15 protein-coding genes are annotated in these 15,419 nt (G+C 69.7%); 3 read left to right on the top strand and 12 right to left on the bottom strand.

All coding sequences use genetic code 11. The features are described 5' to 3' along the window. Positions 1-81 precede the first annotated feature (81 nt). Positions 82-858 carry a hypothetical protein gene (locus BN948_RS19890; protein WP_009519853.1) on the top strand — a complete coding sequence of 259 codons (777 nt, stop codon included), beginning with the start codon at positions 82-84 and terminating at the stop codon, positions 856-858. Between the two features lie 84 nt (positions 859-942). Here the strand turns inward: BN948_RS19890 and BN948_RS19885 are convergent, their stop codons facing one another. The 3 genes from BN948_RS19885 to BN948_RS19875 all read right to left on the bottom strand — a co-directional run bounded on the left by BN948_RS19885 (position 943) and on the right by BN948_RS19875 (position 2,885). Further along, on the bottom strand, positions 943-1,362 hold the full coding sequence (locus BN948_RS19885; RefSeq protein ID WP_009519854.1) for a hypothetical protein: 420 nt from the start codon (positions 1,360-1,362) through the stop codon (positions 943-945). Between the two features lie 192 nt (positions 1,363-1,554). Then, complete coding sequence (locus BN948_RS19880) at positions 1,555-2,214, bottom strand: response regulator (protein WP_009519855.1); 660 nt, start codon at positions 2,212-2,214, stop codon at positions 1,555-1,557. 164 nt (positions 2,215-2,378) lie between these two features. Beyond that, positions 2,379-2,885, bottom strand: coding sequence for a single-stranded DNA-binding protein (locus tag BN948_RS19875; RefSeq protein WP_009519856.1), 507 nt, complete (start codon positions 2,883-2,885; stop codon positions 2,379-2,381). Positions 2,886-3,009: 124 nt separating this feature from the next. On the opposite strand from BN948_RS19875, the gene BN948_RS19870 reads away from it, so the two are divergent. Then, complete coding sequence (locus BN948_RS19870; RefSeq protein WP_009519857.1) at positions 3,010-4,500, top strand: chloride channel protein; 1,491 nt, start codon at positions 3,010-3,012, stop codon at positions 4,498-4,500. Here BN948_RS19870 and BN948_RS19865 read toward each other — a convergent pair whose 3' ends face one another. From BN948_RS19865 to BN948_RS19840, 6 genes are all read right to left on the bottom strand, one after another. Continuing rightward, on the bottom strand, positions 4,501-5,670 hold the full coding sequence (locus BN948_RS19865) for an MFS transporter (protein WP_009519858.1): 1,170 nt from the start codon (positions 5,668-5,670) through the stop codon (positions 4,501-4,503). 150 nt (positions 5,671-5,820) lie between these two features. Then, entirely contained in the window at positions 5,821-7,194 is a 1,374-nt protein-coding gene (locus BN948_RS19860) for a CoA-binding protein (RefSeq protein WP_050980715.1), read from the bottom strand. After that, a complete protein-coding gene (locus BN948_RS19855) occupies positions 7,175-8,263 on the bottom strand; it encodes an NAD(P)H-dependent flavin oxidoreductase (protein WP_009519860.1) in 1,089 nt (362 codons plus the stop codon). Before BN948_RS19855 ends, BN948_RS19860 begins: the two co-directional genes overlap by 20 nt. Then, complete coding sequence (locus tag BN948_RS19850; RefSeq protein WP_009519861.1) at positions 8,263-9,243, bottom strand: tripartite tricarboxylate transporter substrate binding protein; 981 nt, start codon at positions 9,241-9,243, stop codon at positions 8,263-8,265. Before BN948_RS19850 ends, BN948_RS19855 begins: the two co-directional genes overlap by 1 nt. 26 nt (positions 9,244-9,269) lie before the next feature. After that, entirely contained in the window at positions 9,270-10,433 is a 1,164-nt protein-coding gene (locus BN948_RS19845) for an acyl-CoA dehydrogenase family protein (protein ID WP_009519862.1), read from the bottom strand. A gap of 13 nt (positions 10,434-10,446) precedes the next feature. Then, positions 10,447-11,292 (bottom strand): IclR family transcriptional regulator, encoded by an 846-nt coding sequence (locus BN948_RS19840; RefSeq protein ID WP_009519864.1) that lies wholly within the window; start codon positions 11,290-11,292, stop codon positions 10,447-10,449. Between the two features lie 126 nt (positions 11,293-11,418). Between BN948_RS19840 and BN948_RS19835 the strand changes: the two genes are divergently transcribed. After that, on the top strand, positions 11,419-12,630 hold the full coding sequence (locus BN948_RS19835) for a CaiB/BaiF CoA transferase family protein (RefSeq protein WP_009519865.1): 1,212 nt from the start codon (positions 11,419-11,421) through the stop codon (positions 12,628-12,630). A 3-nt stretch (positions 12,631-12,633) separates the two neighbouring features. Here BN948_RS19835 and BN948_RS19830 read toward each other — a convergent pair whose 3' ends face one another. Genes BN948_RS19830 through BN948_RS19820 form a run of 3 tightly spaced genes read right to left on the bottom strand, consistent with a single transcriptional unit; the run spans position 12,634 to position 15,390 of the window. After that, positions 12,634-13,125 carry a MaoC/PaaZ C-terminal domain-containing protein gene (locus tag BN948_RS19830; protein ID WP_009519866.1) on the bottom strand — a complete coding sequence of 164 codons (492 nt, stop codon included), beginning with the start codon at positions 13,123-13,125 and terminating at the stop codon, positions 12,634-12,636. Then, positions 13,122-14,144 carry a YhdH/YhfP family quinone oxidoreductase gene (locus BN948_RS19825; RefSeq protein WP_009519867.1) on the bottom strand — a complete coding sequence of 341 codons (1,023 nt, stop codon included), beginning with the start codon at positions 14,142-14,144 and terminating at the stop codon, positions 13,122-13,124. The genes BN948_RS19830 and BN948_RS19825 overlap by 4 nt, the downstream gene beginning before the upstream one ends. A 16-nt stretch (positions 14,145-14,160) precedes the next feature. Continuing rightward, positions 14,161-15,390 carry an acyl-CoA dehydrogenase family protein gene (locus BN948_RS19820; RefSeq protein ID WP_009519868.1) on the bottom strand — a complete coding sequence of 410 codons (1,230 nt, stop codon included), beginning with the start codon at positions 15,388-15,390 and terminating at the stop codon, positions 14,161-14,163. Positions 15,391-15,419 lie beyond the last annotated feature (29 nt).

Raw genomic sequence — 15,419 nt, 5'->3', positions numbered from 1 at the left:
AGCAATATAGCTCCGGCGCATTATTGAATCGGGCGATTGGGGAGCCAAGACTCTGCGGGTCATGTTCAAGGAGGATGGCCCATGCACGCAGCCCCTACGGCCCAGCGTATCGCCTCGCCAGCGAAGACCGCACCACGGGTGATGGCCGCGCAGGGGGGCTTGCGCATCGACGCCGTTCTGGCACACGTGGCTCGCCTGACACCGGACCCGACCGGGGCGCGACGGCGGCTGGTGGTGGCGGCCGAAGCCTGTGCGTGCCTGGTAGCCGCTCGTCAGCGCCTGACCCTCGCGCTTGACGTCCAGCAGGGGATCGAGCGGCTCATGCAACTGGCCGGCGGACGGGAACAGGCGCGTTGCCAGTACCTGTCGGAGCGTGAGGCCTTGCTGCCGCACCAGGGCGAGACGCGGGAACGCGCCGCCCAGGCCATGGTCGAGTGGCGCGATGCTGGCCAGGCCTTCACGCGCGCGACCCACCTGTTGCCCACTCAGCTGTCGCATGACATCACGCAGGCGCCCGCCTTGAACCCGGGCGAACGGCAAGCGCTCATGCAGGCATACGTGCGAAGCGGTTCTCCAGCGCAGGCCGGGGATTTTGACGAAGCGCTCGGGCGATACGCGGCGGCGCATCGGCGCTGTGAAGACGCCATTGACCTGGCGTTGACCGCACGCTCGGCCCGGCTGAAAGCCGAGTCGGACCTGCGCACCGGCCAAAGCAGCCTGCTGTCGGTGGCCAATGCCTGGCTGGCCGAACTGGCGGGTGTGGACGCCCTGCTCGTGGCCGAAGCGCGGCGTGGCGCCGTGCATGGCGCCCTGCGCGTGCTCAGTGGAGACATCCTGCACCAGGCCTCGTGTGAATGACGGTGGTGGTGCCGTGCCGTGGCATGAAAAAAGCCGTTCACGCCCGCGGACGTGAACGGCTCGATGCACGGGCCGCGCGGCGGCTCAATGCACCGCGGTGGCAAATCCTTCGACGGTGGCGGGGGTGCGGAACCACAGGCCCGCGAAGCCGCTGTAGCGCAAGAGGTTGCTGAGCCGGATGCGCTTGTCGATCTTCTTCTCGAAGTACGGCAGGCGGTTCAGCATCTGGATCACGTTCGGTTCCCAGCGCAGCACCTTGATGAAGGCCGCGTAGATCTCGACGCCGGCTGGGCTGAAACCCACGGGCCGAACGCTGATACGCACGATGTCCGGGGTGAGGCCCAGCACGTGGAAGCACTCGTTGATGAGCGTCTCGTAGTCGGCGGCGATGGTGGTGGGCATGATTTCGGAGTCGATGTCCGAGTCCATCTGTTCGTCGCTCATGCGGGTCGTGCTCCGGATACCGAGTCGCTGCATCACGCCGCTGGCCAGTACTTGTCTCATGGTTCCACCTCGTTGGTGAGTGACCGTTCGTGCAATCGCCGGATGGTGGCTGCACGCCTGTTCAACATGGACTTCAGTATCCGGACGTCACGCCGCAGTCTCAATAATGCGCGAGCACTATTTTGGTTTTCCACACGTAGAACAGGGCCCCGCGTGGGCCCTGTTTCTCTTGGAGAAACGAGGCGCTGGCTCTCAGAGATTCGAGCCGACGTCGGGTGCTTCCATGAGCCCCGCCTGCATCGCGTAGGCCGCGATTTCCGCACCGTTGTGCAGACCCAGCTTGAGCATCACGTTCTGCCGGTGCTTGCGCGCCGTGAGCACGCTGATGTGCAGGGCGTCGGCGATTTCCTGGTTGGTGCCGCCGCGCGCGATCATGCGCACGATCTGCTGCTCGCGCTGCGTCAGCGTCTGCGGCAGGCCTTGCGCGTTGGGCCGCTTGTTCGCGGAGCTGTCGAGGCCCTTGGCCACCTGCGGACTGATGTAGCGCCGCCCGTCCATGACCGTGCGGATGGCGTCGAGCAACTCGGCGCCCTGTTCGTGCTTGAGCACAAAGCCGTTGACCCCGGCACCGAAGGCGTTGGCCACCGAGCCCGGATAGACGTTCCCCGTGACGACCAGGATGCGGACGTTGGGTGCGACGCGCCGCACGCGCCGCGCTACCTCGATGCCCGAACTGTCCGACAGGGCCAGGTCAAGCAGCAGCAGGTCGGGCTTGTGGAACTGCACCAGCAGTTCGACGTCGCTGCCTTTGGCCGTTTCGGCCACCAACTCGAAATCGCCGGCCGACTGCAGCAGCATGCCGATGCCTTGACGAACCAGCGCGTGGTCTTCTGCGACGACAACCCGGACCATGAGCACCTCGTGTGAGTGACGTTGAAACCTGTCGAGAATAATCAATGGATCAACAGATTCCCACGGAACTAGTCCCTTTGCATTGCTTTTTCCCGGTGGGCAGCCATCGGTGACGCAAAAAAACCCACCGCGCGGGTGGGTCAGGTTACGCGGTTTGCGTGCTTTCAGAAAGGGATGTCGTCGTCCATGTCGTCGAAGCCGGTGGGCTGGCGCGCCGGCGCAGGGGCCGGTGCGGCCCTCGGAGCCGGTGCCGGTCGGGCGCCGGTACCCGCGCCCGACCGGGGCGCCGCCGCGCTGCGCGGCGGGGCGCCGCCGTCGTCACCACCGCCCATGCCCTCGCGACCGCCGAGCAACTGCATTTCGGTGGCGATGATGTCCACCGTGTTGCGTTCAACGCCCGCCTGGTCGGTGTACTTGCCGTACTTCAGGCGCCCTTCGACGTAGATCGGCCTGCCCTTCTTGACGTACTCACCGGCGATCTCGGCGAGGCGGTCGTAGAAGGTCACGCGGTGCCATTGCGTCTCTTCGATCATCTCGCCCGAGTTGCGGTCCTTGCGGCGGCTCGAGGTGGCCACGCTCACGTTGGCCACGGCCTGGCCCGAGGGAAGGTAGCGGATTTCGGGGTCGCGGCCACAGTTGCCGACGAGGATGACTTTGTTGACGGATGCCATGGAAATTCCTTGCGGGTCGTTGAGCGCCGCGCGTGGCACGCGGCAGAACGTGATCCGTCAGATTGTGCCCCATGCATCCGGGTAAGCCGGTGCGAATTGGGGCAGGGGGAATAATCACGCCTCCATGAGACAGCGCGAGCCCGACTTCTTCCAGAACCTGCAGGACGAGTTTTCGGACGTGAGGGCCTGGGTCGATCGCACCGTGGTGCTGGCCTATGCCGTCGCCGCGGGCCTGTTCGTGGTGACCTTCACCTGGCTGAGCGAGGCAGCGTTCGAACTGTTCAAGCACCTGCACGGGCAGGCGCCCTGGGCGGTGCTGGTCTGGACGCCCTGCCTGACGGCGCTGATCGTCTGGTGCACGCGCCGCTTTGCGCCGGGTGCGGCGGGCTCCGGCATTCCGCAGGTGATGGCCGCGCTGGACCACGGCATCACGCCCGGCATGCGCGCCGGCCTGGTGTCGATGCGGCTCACGTTCGCCAAGATCGTGCTGGGGGCCGGTGCGCTGCTGGCCGGGCTGTCGGCCGGGCGCGAAGGGCCTTCGGTGCAGGTGGCCGCGGGCGTGATGCACGACGCCCGCCGCTGGCTGCGGCCCGGATCGGCCATGAGCGAGCACGCCTTGCTCGTGGCCGGTGGCGCCGCAGGCATTGCCGCCGCGTTCAACGCGCCCCTGGCCGGTGTCGTGTTCGCCATTGAAGAGCTGTCTAAGAAGATGGAGTCGCGCAACAACGGCCTCATCATCGCGGCCATCGTCGTGGCGGGCCTGGTGGCCATTTCGGTGTTCGGCAACCTCACTTACTTCGGCTCGATCGAGGTGCCGCGCCTGAGCTGGCACGCTTTCTGGCCGGGCCTGCTGGTGGCACTGGTGTGCGGGGTGCTGGGCGGGCTGTTCAGCCGCCTGCTGGCGGCCTCGCTGCAGGGACTGCCCGACCGCTTCAGCGCCTTTCGCCGACGTTTCCCTGTGCGCTTTGCCGCCGCGGCGGGCCTGGGCGTGGCGATCATCGGCCTGGTCACCGGCGGCGCCACCTTCGGCGCCGGTGCCGAGCAGGTGCGCCACATGCTCGCGGGCGAGGCCGACATGTCGCCGGTGTACGTGCTGCTGAAGCTGGTGGCCACCTGGCTCACCTCCTGGAGCGGGGTGCCGGGTGGCATCTTCGCGCCCTCGCTGTCGATCGGCGGCGGCATCGGTCACGACGTGGCCATGCTGCTGGGGGGCGACGACGCCCGCCTGCTGGCGCCCAGCCTCATCGCGCTGGGCATGGCCGGCTTCCTCGCCGCCACCACGCAGGCGCCGCTCACCTCGTTCATCATCGTGATGGAGATGATCAACGGCCGTTCCATGGTGCTGAGCCTGATGGCGGCGGCGATGCTCTCCAGCCTCATCGCGCGGTTGATCAGCCGACCGCTCTACTCCGCGCTGGCGGGCATGATGACGCGCCGGCTGCAGCGGCGAGGCGGAGCAGACACGGTTCCGCACGCGGAGCCCGTCACCGAACCGGGCGCGGAGCCCCTCGCCGAACCGGGCCCGGCGCCCCATGGGAAACCCGGTGAAGGGCCGAGCGAAGGGCTGGACACGCCACCCCCCGTCGGTCCCGAAGGCCCGCCACCGCCGCGCTGATCAGCGCGCGCTCGTGTCAGGGCGCATGCCCCAGGCCAGCAGCAGCCAGATCGTCAGCAGAGCGGCGCTCGCGCCGAAGATGCCTGGCGCGCCCCAGCTGCGGGCGACGAGGCCGCCCAGGGCGCCGCCGACGAAGATGCCCAGCGACATGAGGGTGTTGAACACGCCCAGGGCGGTGCCGCGCTGGTGCGGCGCGGCCAGGCGAGAGGCCAGGCTGGGCTGGCTGGCTTCCTGCGTATTGAAGCCGACGAAGTAGAGGCACAGCAACGCGCTCAACACGGGCAGACTGGGTTGATCGAGCTGCGTGAGGAAGCCCAGTTGCACCAGGGCGAGCAAGGCGATGGTGCCGAGGTAGACGGCGCGGAAATGCCCCCGCCGCTCCAGCCGGAACAGGCCGCCGCCGACGATCAGCAGCGAGACCGCCAGGGCCGGCAGGTACGCGTGCCAATGCTGGAAGGGATCCAGCCCCGCCTGAACCAGAAGGGCGGGCACGGACAGCCAGGTCATGATCTGCGCCGCGTGCAACGCGAACACGCCCACGTTCACACGCAGCAGGTCGCGCTGGCGCAGGACTTCCCGCAGGCTGGCTCGGGTCGCGCGCGCGTGCTGCCGCGGCTCCGCTGGCACGCCCCAGGCGACGACCACCATTGCCGCCAGGCTCAGGGCCAGCGTGATGAGGAACAGGCCCGGCAGGCCCACGTGCGGCACCAGCGCGGGCGCGACCACGAGGGAGAGCGCGAACATGAGCGCGATGCTGATGCCCACCAGGGCCATGGCCTTGGTGCGCACCGCGTCGCGCGTGAGGTCGGCGAGCAGCGCGGTGACGGCCGCCGAGATGGCGCCCGCGCCCTGCAGCGCGCGCCCGGCCAGCAGCCACTGCACCGAGGGCGCCCAGGCCGCGACCGCGCTGCCGATGGCGAACACCGCCAGTCCGAGCAGGATCACCGGCTTGCGGCCGAAGCGGTCGGAGGCCATGCCCAGCGGCATCTGCAGGAAGGCCTGGGTGAGCCCGTAGGCGCCCATCGCCAGGCCGATGAGGGCCGGGTCCTCACCGCCCGGGTAGCGCCGCGCTTCGAGCGCAAACACGGGCAACACGATGAACAGCCCGAGCATGCGCAGGGCGTAGATGGCCGCGAGCGCCGCGCTCGAGCGGCGTTCGTCGGGGGTCATGCGGTGCGAGGCGTCCGACGGGGCGGAAGGGGAAGGGGCGGTGCGCGAAGCGGTCAAGGGGAACGGGGGGAGCGACGGGCCAACCGCGTATTGTCTGTGATTGGTGCCGACGGGGGATCCGCCTTGGGGCGGAGCGTGGGGGTCAGCGTGTCAGGCCGCCGCCGCCGCCGCCTCCACGGCCCGCGCCGGTTCGGCGAACACCTGGCAGCCCTGCGCCTGCAGCCAGGCCTGCTGTTCCGCGCTGAGGATGCCGCTCAGCACCAGCCGGGCCGCCGCCGGGTCGGCGCGCACACGCGTGATGCACGCCTGAAGCAGCGGCCACACGCCGGGCGCCTGCGCGGCCGCCGCCAGGAACACGGCGAGGGCGCGGTAGCGGCCACAGTGGGCCGCGTCGTGCAGCGCCTGCACCAGCACGGCCGGCTGAGAGAACACCTGTCCCGTCACGTCGATCGGGTTGCGGGTGGAGGCGAAGGGGATGGCCTGCCGCAGGCGCTGCGCCGCGGGCTCGGGCAGCGGCGGCAGCTCGAGGCCCAGTTCCTCGGCGCGGTCGGCCATCATGATGCCCACCCCACCTGACACGCTGAACAGCGCGATGGGTGTGCCCTTCTCGGCAGTGGGGGCGGCCGCGGGCGGGGCGGCGTTACCGATCAGCTCGCCGATGGTCGACACCTGGCGAACGCCGCAGGCCTCGAACAGTCGCCGGTAGACCAGGGCGTCGCCCGTGTCGCTGCCGGTGTGCCAACGGGCGGCGCGCGAACCCGCGGGCGTGTGCCCCACCTTGACCACCGTCACGGGCTTGGCCGCCGCGCGCGCGGCGAGCAGGGCCTGCTGCAGGCGGTCCAGGTCGCGCGCCCCTTCCAGGTACACCAGGATGGACCCGCAGCCGGGTTCGCGCACCAGCCAGTGAATCGCGTCGGCCACCTGCACACCGGCTTCGTTGCCGGTGGTGATCCAGTGGCCGATGCCCACGCCGGCCCGGCGCGCCAGGGTGTAGGCGTAGCCGCCGACGGCGCCGCTCTGGCTGACCAGGGCCACCGGGCCACCCCGGGGCGCGTCGCGCAGCACGACGGGCGAGAAGGTCGCGAACAGGCGCTCGTGAAAGTTCATGGCCCCCAGGCAATTGGGGCCCAGCAAGGCGATGCCGGCCTCGCGCGCCCGATCGCCCAGTCTGCGCTGCAGGTTCGCGCCGGCGTCCGAGGTCTCCGCGAAGCCGGAGCTGAACACGATCGCCGCACGCGCGCCCGTGCGCACCAATTGGTCCATGGCTTCGTCGCAGGCGGCGACGGGGACCGCCACGAGCGCCAGGTCCACCGGTGCGCCGATCGCGTCGAGCGACGGGTAGGCGCGCAGGCCCTGGATCTCCGCCGCCGTGCGGTGCACCGGGTAGACCGCGCCCGGGTAGCCATGCTGTCGCAGCAGCCGGATCGGCATGCCGCCGACCTTGTTCGGCTCGGTGGAGGCGCCGATCACTGCGACCGAGCGCGGCGCCATCAGCGGGCGCAGCTCAGGCCATGAGGCGTTCAAGCCGGCTCCAGGCCCGTTCCATGCCGCTCACCAGGCCGGCCATCTGCTCGGCCACGGTGGTCTCGCCGCGGATGGCGAACACGCTCTGCCCGGCGGCCTCGTAAATCAGGCGCGGGTCGTCGTGCTCATGCATGGAGGCGAACACATCGCCGGTCAGCACCTGTTGCAGGGGCATGTCCAGGGGCGTCGGCGCGTCGTCCTGCTGCCAGGCATCGATCCATTCGCTGCGCACCACACGGCAGGGTTTGCCGCTGTGCGCGCGAGTGATCAGCGTGTCCTCGCTCGCGCTGTCCACCAGCCGCCGCAGCAGCGCGGACGGCGTGTGGTTCTCGCGCGCGGCCATCCACAGCGTGCCCAGCCAGGCGCCCTGCGCCCCCATGGCGATGGTGCCCAGCACCTGCTCGCCGGTGCCGATGCCGCCGGCCGCCAGCACGGGCCGGCCTTCGGCCACGTCGATGATCTGTGGCAGGAGCGACAGGGTGCCGACCGGGCCCGTGTGGCCGCCCGCGTCGTAGCCCTGCGCCACCAGCACCTCCACGCCCATGTCCATGGCCTTGCGCGCGTGGCGCACCGACCCCACCAGCGAGAAGGTGACTTTGCCGCGCGCCTTGGCCCGCTCGATGAGGTCGGCGCGCAAGCCGATGGCGGTGGCCACGCCCCGGCAGTTCGACGACAGCACGGCCTCGATCTGCTCGTTGAAGAGCGCTTCGGAGCGCACCTGCGTGGTGAAGAAGCTCGGCTTCGTCGGGGCTTGCACCCCGAAGCGCTCGCGCAGCCCCTGCACGAAGTCCACGTGCCCGCCCGGCAGTGAGCCGCGCAGCTCGTCGATGCTCGCGGCCTGCGGCACGCGGCTCGGCAGCATGAGGTCGATGCCATACGGCATGTCGCCCATGCGCCGCTGCACCTCGTCGAGGATGTGGGGGATCTCGTGCGGCAGTTCGCGCGCCAGGCCGAGCACCGGAAAGCCCCCGGCCTCGGCGATGGCCACCGCCACATCGACGGAATGCGAAAAACCGAAGATGGGGTGGCGGATGCCCAGGCGTTCGCAGATCGGTGTGCGCGGCGCCATCACTGGGGCTCGATGCCGGCCTGCTTGATGACCCGGCTCCAGCGCGTGAACTCGCTGCTGACCAGGGCGTCGAACTCGGCCCCGCTCTGTGGCGCGAACTCCATGCCCAGGGTGTCGAACTTCGCCTTCATGTCGGGCATGGCGAGCACGGCCGCCACGTCGGCGGAGAGCTTTCGCATGACGGGCTCGGGCACCTTGGCCGGGGCCACCAGGCCGAACCAGGTGCCCACGTTGTAGTCGGGCAGCTTGGCGGCCTCGGCCACCGTGGGCAGCTCGGGCGCGGCGCTGGCGCGCTTCGCGGTGGTCACCGCCAGGGGGCGCAGCTTGCCCGCCTTCACGTGCTGCATGGCCAGCGCGGCGGTCAGCGGCATCATGTCCACGCGACCCGCGAGCAGGTCGTTCAGGGCGTCGGGCTGGCCCTTGTAGGGCACATGGGTGAGTTTGATGCCCGCTTCCTGCGCGAGCAGCTCGCCGGCCAAGTGGTTGGACGTGCCGATGCCGGCGGTGCCGTAGGTCACGGGTGCGCTGCGCTTCTTAGCCAGGGCGATCAGCTCCGGCAGGGTGTTCGCTTCCACGCTCGGGTGCACGACGATGACGTTGGGGACCACACCAATGCCCGCCACCGACTTGAAATCGCGCACCGGGTTCCAGGTGACGTTCTTCTGCAGGCTGGGAATCACCGCGTAGCCCGGGCTCACCAGCAGCAGGGTGTAGCCATCGGGGGCGGACTTGGCCACGAAGTCCGTGCCGATGGCACCGCCCGCGCCAGCCTTGTTCTCCACGATCACGGCTTGCCCGTAGCGCGCGGACAGCTTGTCGCCGATGGCGCGCGCGATCGAGTCCACGATGCCCCCGGCGGAGAAGGGCACGATGATGCGGATCGGCTTGTTCGGGAAGTTGTCCTGGGCGAAGGACGGTGCGGTGGCGAAGGCCAGTGCACTGGCGGCGCTGGCCAGCAGGGTGCGGCGGCTGAGGGTCATGGCTTGTCTCCTGGTTGTGGTTGCAGTCAATCGTTTGCGGCCATGGCCATGGTCCGCTTGGCGATGTTGGTGAGGTGGATCTGGCTCGTGCCTTCGTACAGGCGGAACAGGCGCACGTCGCGGTAGAAGCGCTCGGCCACGTTGTTGTTGATGTAGCCCTGGCCGCCGAACACCTGCACGGCGCGGTCGGCCACGCGCCCGCACATCTCGCTGGCGAACAGCTTGCACATCGAGGCTTCCATCGTCACGTCGAGGCCGTCGTCGCGTTTGCGCGCGGTCTCCAGCAACAGCGCGCGCGCGGCGTGCACTTCCGTGTTGCTCTGCGCGATCATTTGCTGCACCAGCTGGAACTCGGCGATGGCCTGGCCGAACTGGCGGCGGTTCGCGGCGCGCACGACCATCTCGTCGACCAGGCGGATGGCCGGCCCGATGCACAGGCCCGCCAGGTTGATGCGCTGCTTGTTCAGGGCGCGCATCGCCGTGCGGAACCCGTGCCCCTCCAGCTCGGGGCCACCGACGATGGCGCTGGCGGGCACGCGCACCTGCTCCAGCACCACCTCGCCCACCGGCGAGCCGTGCTGGCCCATCTTGCGGTAGGCCTCGGGCGTCGACAGGCCTGGCGCGCCCCGTTCGACCAGAAACGCGGTAATGCCCCGGGCGCCCTTGGCTTGCGCGTCCGTGCGCGCAAAGACGGTGAAGAGGTTGGCCAGGGGCGCGTTGGTGATGAAGCACTTGCGGCCCGTGATCACGAAGTGATCGCCATCACGTACAGCCAGCGTCTTCTGCGCGGTCGCGTCCGATCCCGCCTCCGGCTCGGTGAGCGCGAAGCAGCCGGTCAGTTCGCCGCTGGCCAGCCTCGGCAGGTACTGGCGTTTCTGGGCCTCGGTGCCGTCCACCACCAGCGATTCGGAAGCGATGCCGGTGTTGCCACCGAAGCGCGCGCGAAAGGCGGTCGCGCATTGCGAGACCTCGATGTTCACCAGCGAGAGCTCCTCGCTGGTGAGCCCCGCGCCGCCATACGCTTCGGGGATGCTGTGGCCGAACAGGCCGAGGGTTCGCATGCGCTCCACCAAAGGCTCCGGGATCGCGTCCTTGCGGTCCACGTCTTCTTCGGCTGGCATGCACTCGTCGCGCACGAAGCGGCGGACTTCGGCGAGCAGCTTCGAAAATCCTTCGGGGTCTCGGATCATGTCGGTCGGGTTCTCAGTTGGTGGCGCGAACGCCGTAGGCGATTTCGATCTGGTGCACCGCTTCCAGCAGCAGCGGCGCCACCTCGCGGGTGAGCTTGTCCTTGGGCATGCTGTAGCCGATGAGGGTGCAGTTCATGGCCACCGGCTGCTCGCGCGCGGGCAGGCGGATGGGCGCCGCGATGGCGTGGATGTCCTTGCGCCAGTCGCCGCGCGAATGGCAGAAGCCGTGCGCGGCAAACAGCTTCTGGTCGGCTTCCCACGAGGCGCGGTGCTTGTCGTACATCGCGCGGTCGTGCACCTTGAGGTAGTTCAGGATCGCGGCCTGGTCTGGCCGGGGCAGGCTCTGGATGAGCGCGCGCCCCATGGCCGAGGCGAGCAGCGGCCGCGTGCTGCCGATGTCGGGCCAGTGCGGGTTGGCCTTGTCGGCGCGCACGGCGTCGAGGTACACCACGTCGGCGCGGTCGCGCATGCCCAGGTTCACCGAACAACCGGTGCTTCGCGCCAGTTGTTCCATGAAGGGCCGCGCCACCTGGCGCACCTGCGCGCCGGCCAGCAGGGGGTGGCTCAGGGACAGCACGCCGCTGCCCAGGCGGTACTTCTGCAGCGCCGGGTCGCGCGTGAGGTAGCCCAGCAGCGTGAGCGTGTACGTGAGCCGCGACACCGTCGGCTTGGGCAGGCCGGTGCGCTCGGCGATGTCGCGGTTGCCCAGCACCGGTTCGGCCACGGTGAAAGCGCGCAGCACGTTGAGACCACGCGCCAGGTTCATGGAGAACTGGCGGTCCTCCGCGAGGTCGTGGGGGTCGACGAGACCGGGGAGCGTGATGGAGGTCATGCCGCGTTTCGGTTGCTTGGTGGCCATGATGGGATCTCCGGTGGGCGGGGTAAATCACTGTTTCGCTGTGCGAAACATCGATTGTGGGCAGCGGAATGCTCTGGCACAACCGCGCGGCGTGGCCCGCAGTGGCCGCAGAACGAAGGACCCACCGTGAACCCCACTTCAAGCCCCGCCGGCGCCCTCGCGGGCGTGCGCATCCTCGACATGGCGACCGTGCTCGCGGCCCCCATGGGTGCGACTCTGTGTGCCGATCACGGCGCCGATGTCGTGAAGCTGGAACTGCCCGACGGCAGCGACGCCCTGCGCGGCCTGCAGCCCGTGAAGGACGGCGTGCCGCTGTGGTGGAAGGTGGCCAACCGCGGCAAGCGCGGCATCACGCTGGACGTGCGGCAGGCGCGCGGCCGGGAGATATTCCTCTCCATGCTTCCCCAGTTCGACGTGCTGGTGGAGAACTTCCGCAGCGGCACGCTGGACCGCTGGGGCCTGGACATCGCCACGCTGCACCAGGCCAACCCGCGCCTGGTGGTGGTGCGGCTCACCGGCTTCGGGCAGACCGGGCCGTACAAGTCGCGGCCCGGGTACGCGCGCATCTTCGAGGCCATGAGCGGCTTCACCAACCTCACCGGCGAAGCGGGCGGGCCGCCGCTGCACAGCAACTTCCCCGTTGGCGACGCCGTGGCGGGTCTCTTCTGCGCGTTCTCCATCGCGTCCGAGATGGTGCGCCTGCGCAGCGACCCGCAGGCGATGGGCGTGGAGGTGGACCTGGCGGCCACGGAGGCGCTGTTTCGCCTGCTCGACTGCCTGCCGGTGGAGCACGAAGCGCTGGGCCAGGTGCGCCGGCCCGAGGGCAACCGCGCCAGCTACACGGCGCCGTCCAACATGTACCGCAGCCGCGACGGCCAGTTCTTCACGCTCGTGGCCTCATCGAACGCGATCTTCACGCGCCTGTGCGAAGCCATTGGAGAGCCGGCGATGGCGAGCGACCCGCGCTTCAACACCAACCCGGCGCGCGTGAAGCACCTGCAGGTGCTCGATGACTTGCTGGGCGCGTGGTTCGCGAGGCACGACTACAGCGTCGTGTCCGAACGCCTGGAGCAGGCGGGTGTGCCATTCAGCAAGGCCTACACCATCGAGGACATCGAGCAGGACCCGCACTTCATCGCGCGTGGCGCGATCGTGCGGCTGCCGGACCCCGACGGCGGCAGCCTGCCCGCGCCCTGCATCGTGCCGCGCGTGGTGGGGCGTGAGATGAAGCTGCCGCGCACCGGGCCGTCGGTGGGCGAGCACAACGCCGAGGTGTACGGCGCGTTCGGGATCGGTGGCGAGGAACTGGAGCGCCTGCGGGCGCAGGGCGTGGTCTGAAACTCAGTTCGGCAACGGTGCGCGATCGGGGTCGCGCAGGTACATGCACTGCACCTCCATGGTGTGCACGGCCACACCCCGCTGGTTCACGATCTCGCGCCGAAAGCCCACCACGCCGCGGTCGCCCTGGCTGGTGAGGCGCGTCTCGATCACCTCCATCGTGAGGTGCAAGGTGTCGCCCACTTTCACCGGCGCGTGGATGCGCCACTTGTCGATGCCGAGCATGGCCACCAGCGTGCCGTCGTTCAGGCCCGACTGGCACAGCAGCCCGGTGGACACGGCGAACACCAGCGGGCCGTGCGCAATGGGCTCGCCATAGGGTTGCGTGCGGCAGAACTCATGGTCCATGTGCGGGGCGTTGAAGTCGCCCGACACACCAGCGAAGTTCACGATGTCGGCTTGCGTGATGGTGCGCCGCGCGGTCTGGAAGCGATCGCCGACGGCGAACTCGTCGAAGTACTGGCCGCGCGGGCGGGTGGTGATGTTCCGGGTCATGGCGTGTCGAACCTCAGCAGTGCGCGGCCCGAGTTGCGGCCCGCAAGTTGCGCCTCGCTGAAGGGCAGCAGCTCGTCCAGGGTGATGAAGCTCAGTTGCGGAATGATTCGCTCGACATCGGGCTTCCAGTCGCTGCCCAGGCGGGCCCACAGCCGGTGGCGTTGCTCCCAGGGCGCGTTGGCCACGATGCCCACGAGCTTGACCGATCGCATGATGAAGGGCAGCACGCTGCCATCGAAACTGTTGCTGGCCGCATTGCCCACGCAGGCCACGCAGCCCTGGTCCTGAGTGGAGCGCAGCAACCAGGAGAGCATGGGCCCGCCGACGTTGTCGATGGCCGCCGCGAAGCGGGGCTTCTCCAGCGCGCGCGGGGGCGCGGCCAGCAGCTCGCTCGCGTCGAGCACCTCGCTCGCGCCAGCGGCGCGCAGGGCATCGGCCTGCTCCATGCGGCGCGTGATCGCCACCACCTGGTGACCCGTGCGCGCCAGGATGCCCATGGCCATCAGCGCCACGGCGCCGCCCGCGCCGGTGATGGCCACGGGCCCCGAGTCCGGACGCAGGCCTTCCATCTGAAAGCGCTCCAGGGCCATGGCCGCGGTGAAGGCCGGCACGCCCAGGGTGGCGCATTCCAGCGGCGTCAGCCCGGCGGGCAGGGCGTGCACGTGGGCCGCGGGCACACGGACCACCTCCGAGAAGGCGCCGTCGAAGGCGATGCCGGTCTGGAAGCCGTGCACCAGCACGGTCTGGCCCGGCGCGATGCCGGCGGCGTCCGAGTGCAACACGTCGCCCACCAGCTCGATGCCGGCCACGCGGGGAAAGCCGGTGATGATCTTCGCCTTGCCGTGCAGCGATAGGCAGTCCTTGAAGTTGACGCCCGCGTAGCGGTTGCGGATCACCACCTCGCCAGGGCTGAGTTCGTCCAGCGTGAGTGCTTCCAGGCGGCTTTCGGTGCGGCCGTCCACCACGTGGGTGCGAACGGCGCGGAATGATGTCGGGAGGGCGGCGTCGGGGGCGGTCATGGGGCGTCGGTCTTTGTCAGTAGTCCACGAGGGACCCCTCGCGCAGGCAGGGGTTGCGTTCGGCGGACCGCGCGCGCCGCATCCAGTCGCGGCCGATCACGGTCTTGTGCACTTCACTGGCGCCTTCGCCGATCTGATTGAGCTTGGCGTCGCGGAAGAAGCGTTCCAGGGGGAAGTCCTGCAGGTAGCCGCGCCCGCCGGTGAGTTGCAGCGCATCGGTGACGACTTTCATGCACAGGTCGGTGGCCTGCAGCTTGGCCATGGACGCGTAGGTCGCCACGTCGGTGTCGCCGTTGTCGTACTTCTGCGCCGTCAGCGCCAGCAGCGCGCGCGAGGCCTCGATCGAGGTCACCATGTCGGCCAGCATCCACTGCACGCCCTGGTGCTCTCCCAGGGCCTTGCCGAAGCTGCTGCGGTCGCTGGCGTAGGCGGCGGCGATCTCCACCGCGCCGATCGCGCGGCCCAGCGCCATGGCGGCGTGGCCGATGCGTGCGCGCAGCAGGGCGTCCTGCGCCAGGCTGAAGCCTTCGCCCTCGGCGCCCAGGCGGTGCGAGGCCGGCACGGCCACGTCGTTCAGCGTCAGCGACGAGATGGGCACGCCGTACCAGCCCAGCTTGCCCACTTCGGGGCCGATGGAGAAGCCGGGCGCGTCGCGCGGCACCAGCGCGGCCAGGAAGGTCGACGGATCGTCCTCGGCGCATCCCACGATCACGAACCAGTCGGCCGTGCTCGCGCGGGTGATGAACTTCTTGCGGCCCGTGATGCGGTACCCCTCGGACGTGCGCCGGAACCGGGTCTGCAGGCCGCGCACGTCGGAGCCGGCCTCGGGCTCCGTCAGGCCGAACGCGGCCTGCAGTTCGCCGGTGCACAGGCCGGGCACCAGTTGCTCCTGCAGCGCCTCGCTGGCGCCGGCCACGATGGCGCGGCTGGACAGGTCGGTGCCCGTGATGAGCGAGGCCGAGGTGCTGCACACGCGGCCCAGCTCCTCGATGATGCGCACGCGCAGTTGCTGGCGGGCATCGGTGCCGCCGAACCGGCGCGGAAAGGCGGTGCCGACGATGCCCTCGCGGGCCAGCAGGCGGAAGTTTTCCCAGGCGAAGACGTCCTGTTGCGCCACCTCGGCGGCGTTCGGTCCGAGCGTGTCCCGGCAGAGCTCGCGCACGCGCTGCACCACCGTTTGCTCTTCGTCGGTCAGGCTGGTCAGGAAGTGGTCGCCGAAGAGGCGGGGGTGGCGGGGGTGGTTCATGGCGGGTCCCTTCTGCGCCGCATCATGGG

Source organism: Hydrogenophaga intermedia (assembly GCF_000723405.1).
GTDB classification, from domain to species: Bacteria; Pseudomonadota; Gammaproteobacteria; order Burkholderiales; family Burkholderiaceae_C; genus Hydrogenophaga; species Hydrogenophaga intermedia.
Note: the sequence above shows the minus strand (reverse complement) of the source record. Positions and strands in the feature narration are given on the sequence as shown.

Coding starts and splice junctions, on each gene's coding strand:
- BN948_RS19890 (WP_009519853.1), top strand. CDS start 82: ATGCACGCAGCCCCTACGGCCCAGCGTATCGCCTCGCCAGCGAAGACC.
- BN948_RS19885 (WP_009519854.1), bottom strand. CDS start 1,362: ATGAGACAAGTACTGGCCAGCGGCGTGATGCAGCGACTCGGTATCCGG.
- BN948_RS19880 (WP_009519855.1), bottom strand. CDS start 2,214: ATGGTCCGGGTTGTCGTCGCAGAAGACCACGCGCTGGTTCGTCAAGGC.
- BN948_RS19875 (WP_009519856.1), bottom strand. CDS start 2,885: ATGGCATCCGTCAACAAAGTCATCCTCGTCGGCAACTGTGGCCGCGAC.
- BN948_RS19870 (WP_009519857.1), top strand. CDS start 3,010: ATGAGACAGCGCGAGCCCGACTTCTTCCAGAACCTGCAGGACGAGTTT.
- BN948_RS19865 (WP_009519858.1), bottom strand. CDS start 5,670: ATGACCCCCGACGAACGCCGCTCGAGCGCGGCGCTCGCGGCCATCTAC.
- BN948_RS19855 (WP_009519860.1), bottom strand. CDS start 8,263: ATGGCGCCGCGCACACCGATCTGCGAACGCCTGGGCATCCGCCACCCC.
- BN948_RS19850 (WP_009519861.1), bottom strand. CDS start 9,243: ATGACCCTCAGCCGCCGCACCCTGCTGGCCAGCGCCGCCAGTGCACTG.
- BN948_RS19845 (WP_009519862.1), bottom strand. CDS start 10,433: ATGATCCGAGACCCCGAAGGATTTTCGAAGCTGCTCGCCGAAGTCCGC.
- BN948_RS19840 (WP_009519864.1), bottom strand. CDS start 11,292: ATGGCCACCAAGCAACCGAAACGCGGCATGACCTCCATCACGCTCCCC.
- BN948_RS19830 (WP_009519866.1), bottom strand. CDS start 13,125: ATGACCCGGAACATCACCACCCGCCCGCGCGGCCAGTACTTCGACGAG.
- BN948_RS19825 (WP_009519867.1), bottom strand. CDS start 14,144: ATGACCGCCCCCGACGCCGCCCTCCCGACATCATTCCGCGCCGTTCGC.
- BN948_RS19820 (WP_009519868.1), bottom strand. CDS start 15,390: ATGAACCACCCCCGCCACCCCCGCCTCTTCGGCGACCACTTCCTGACC.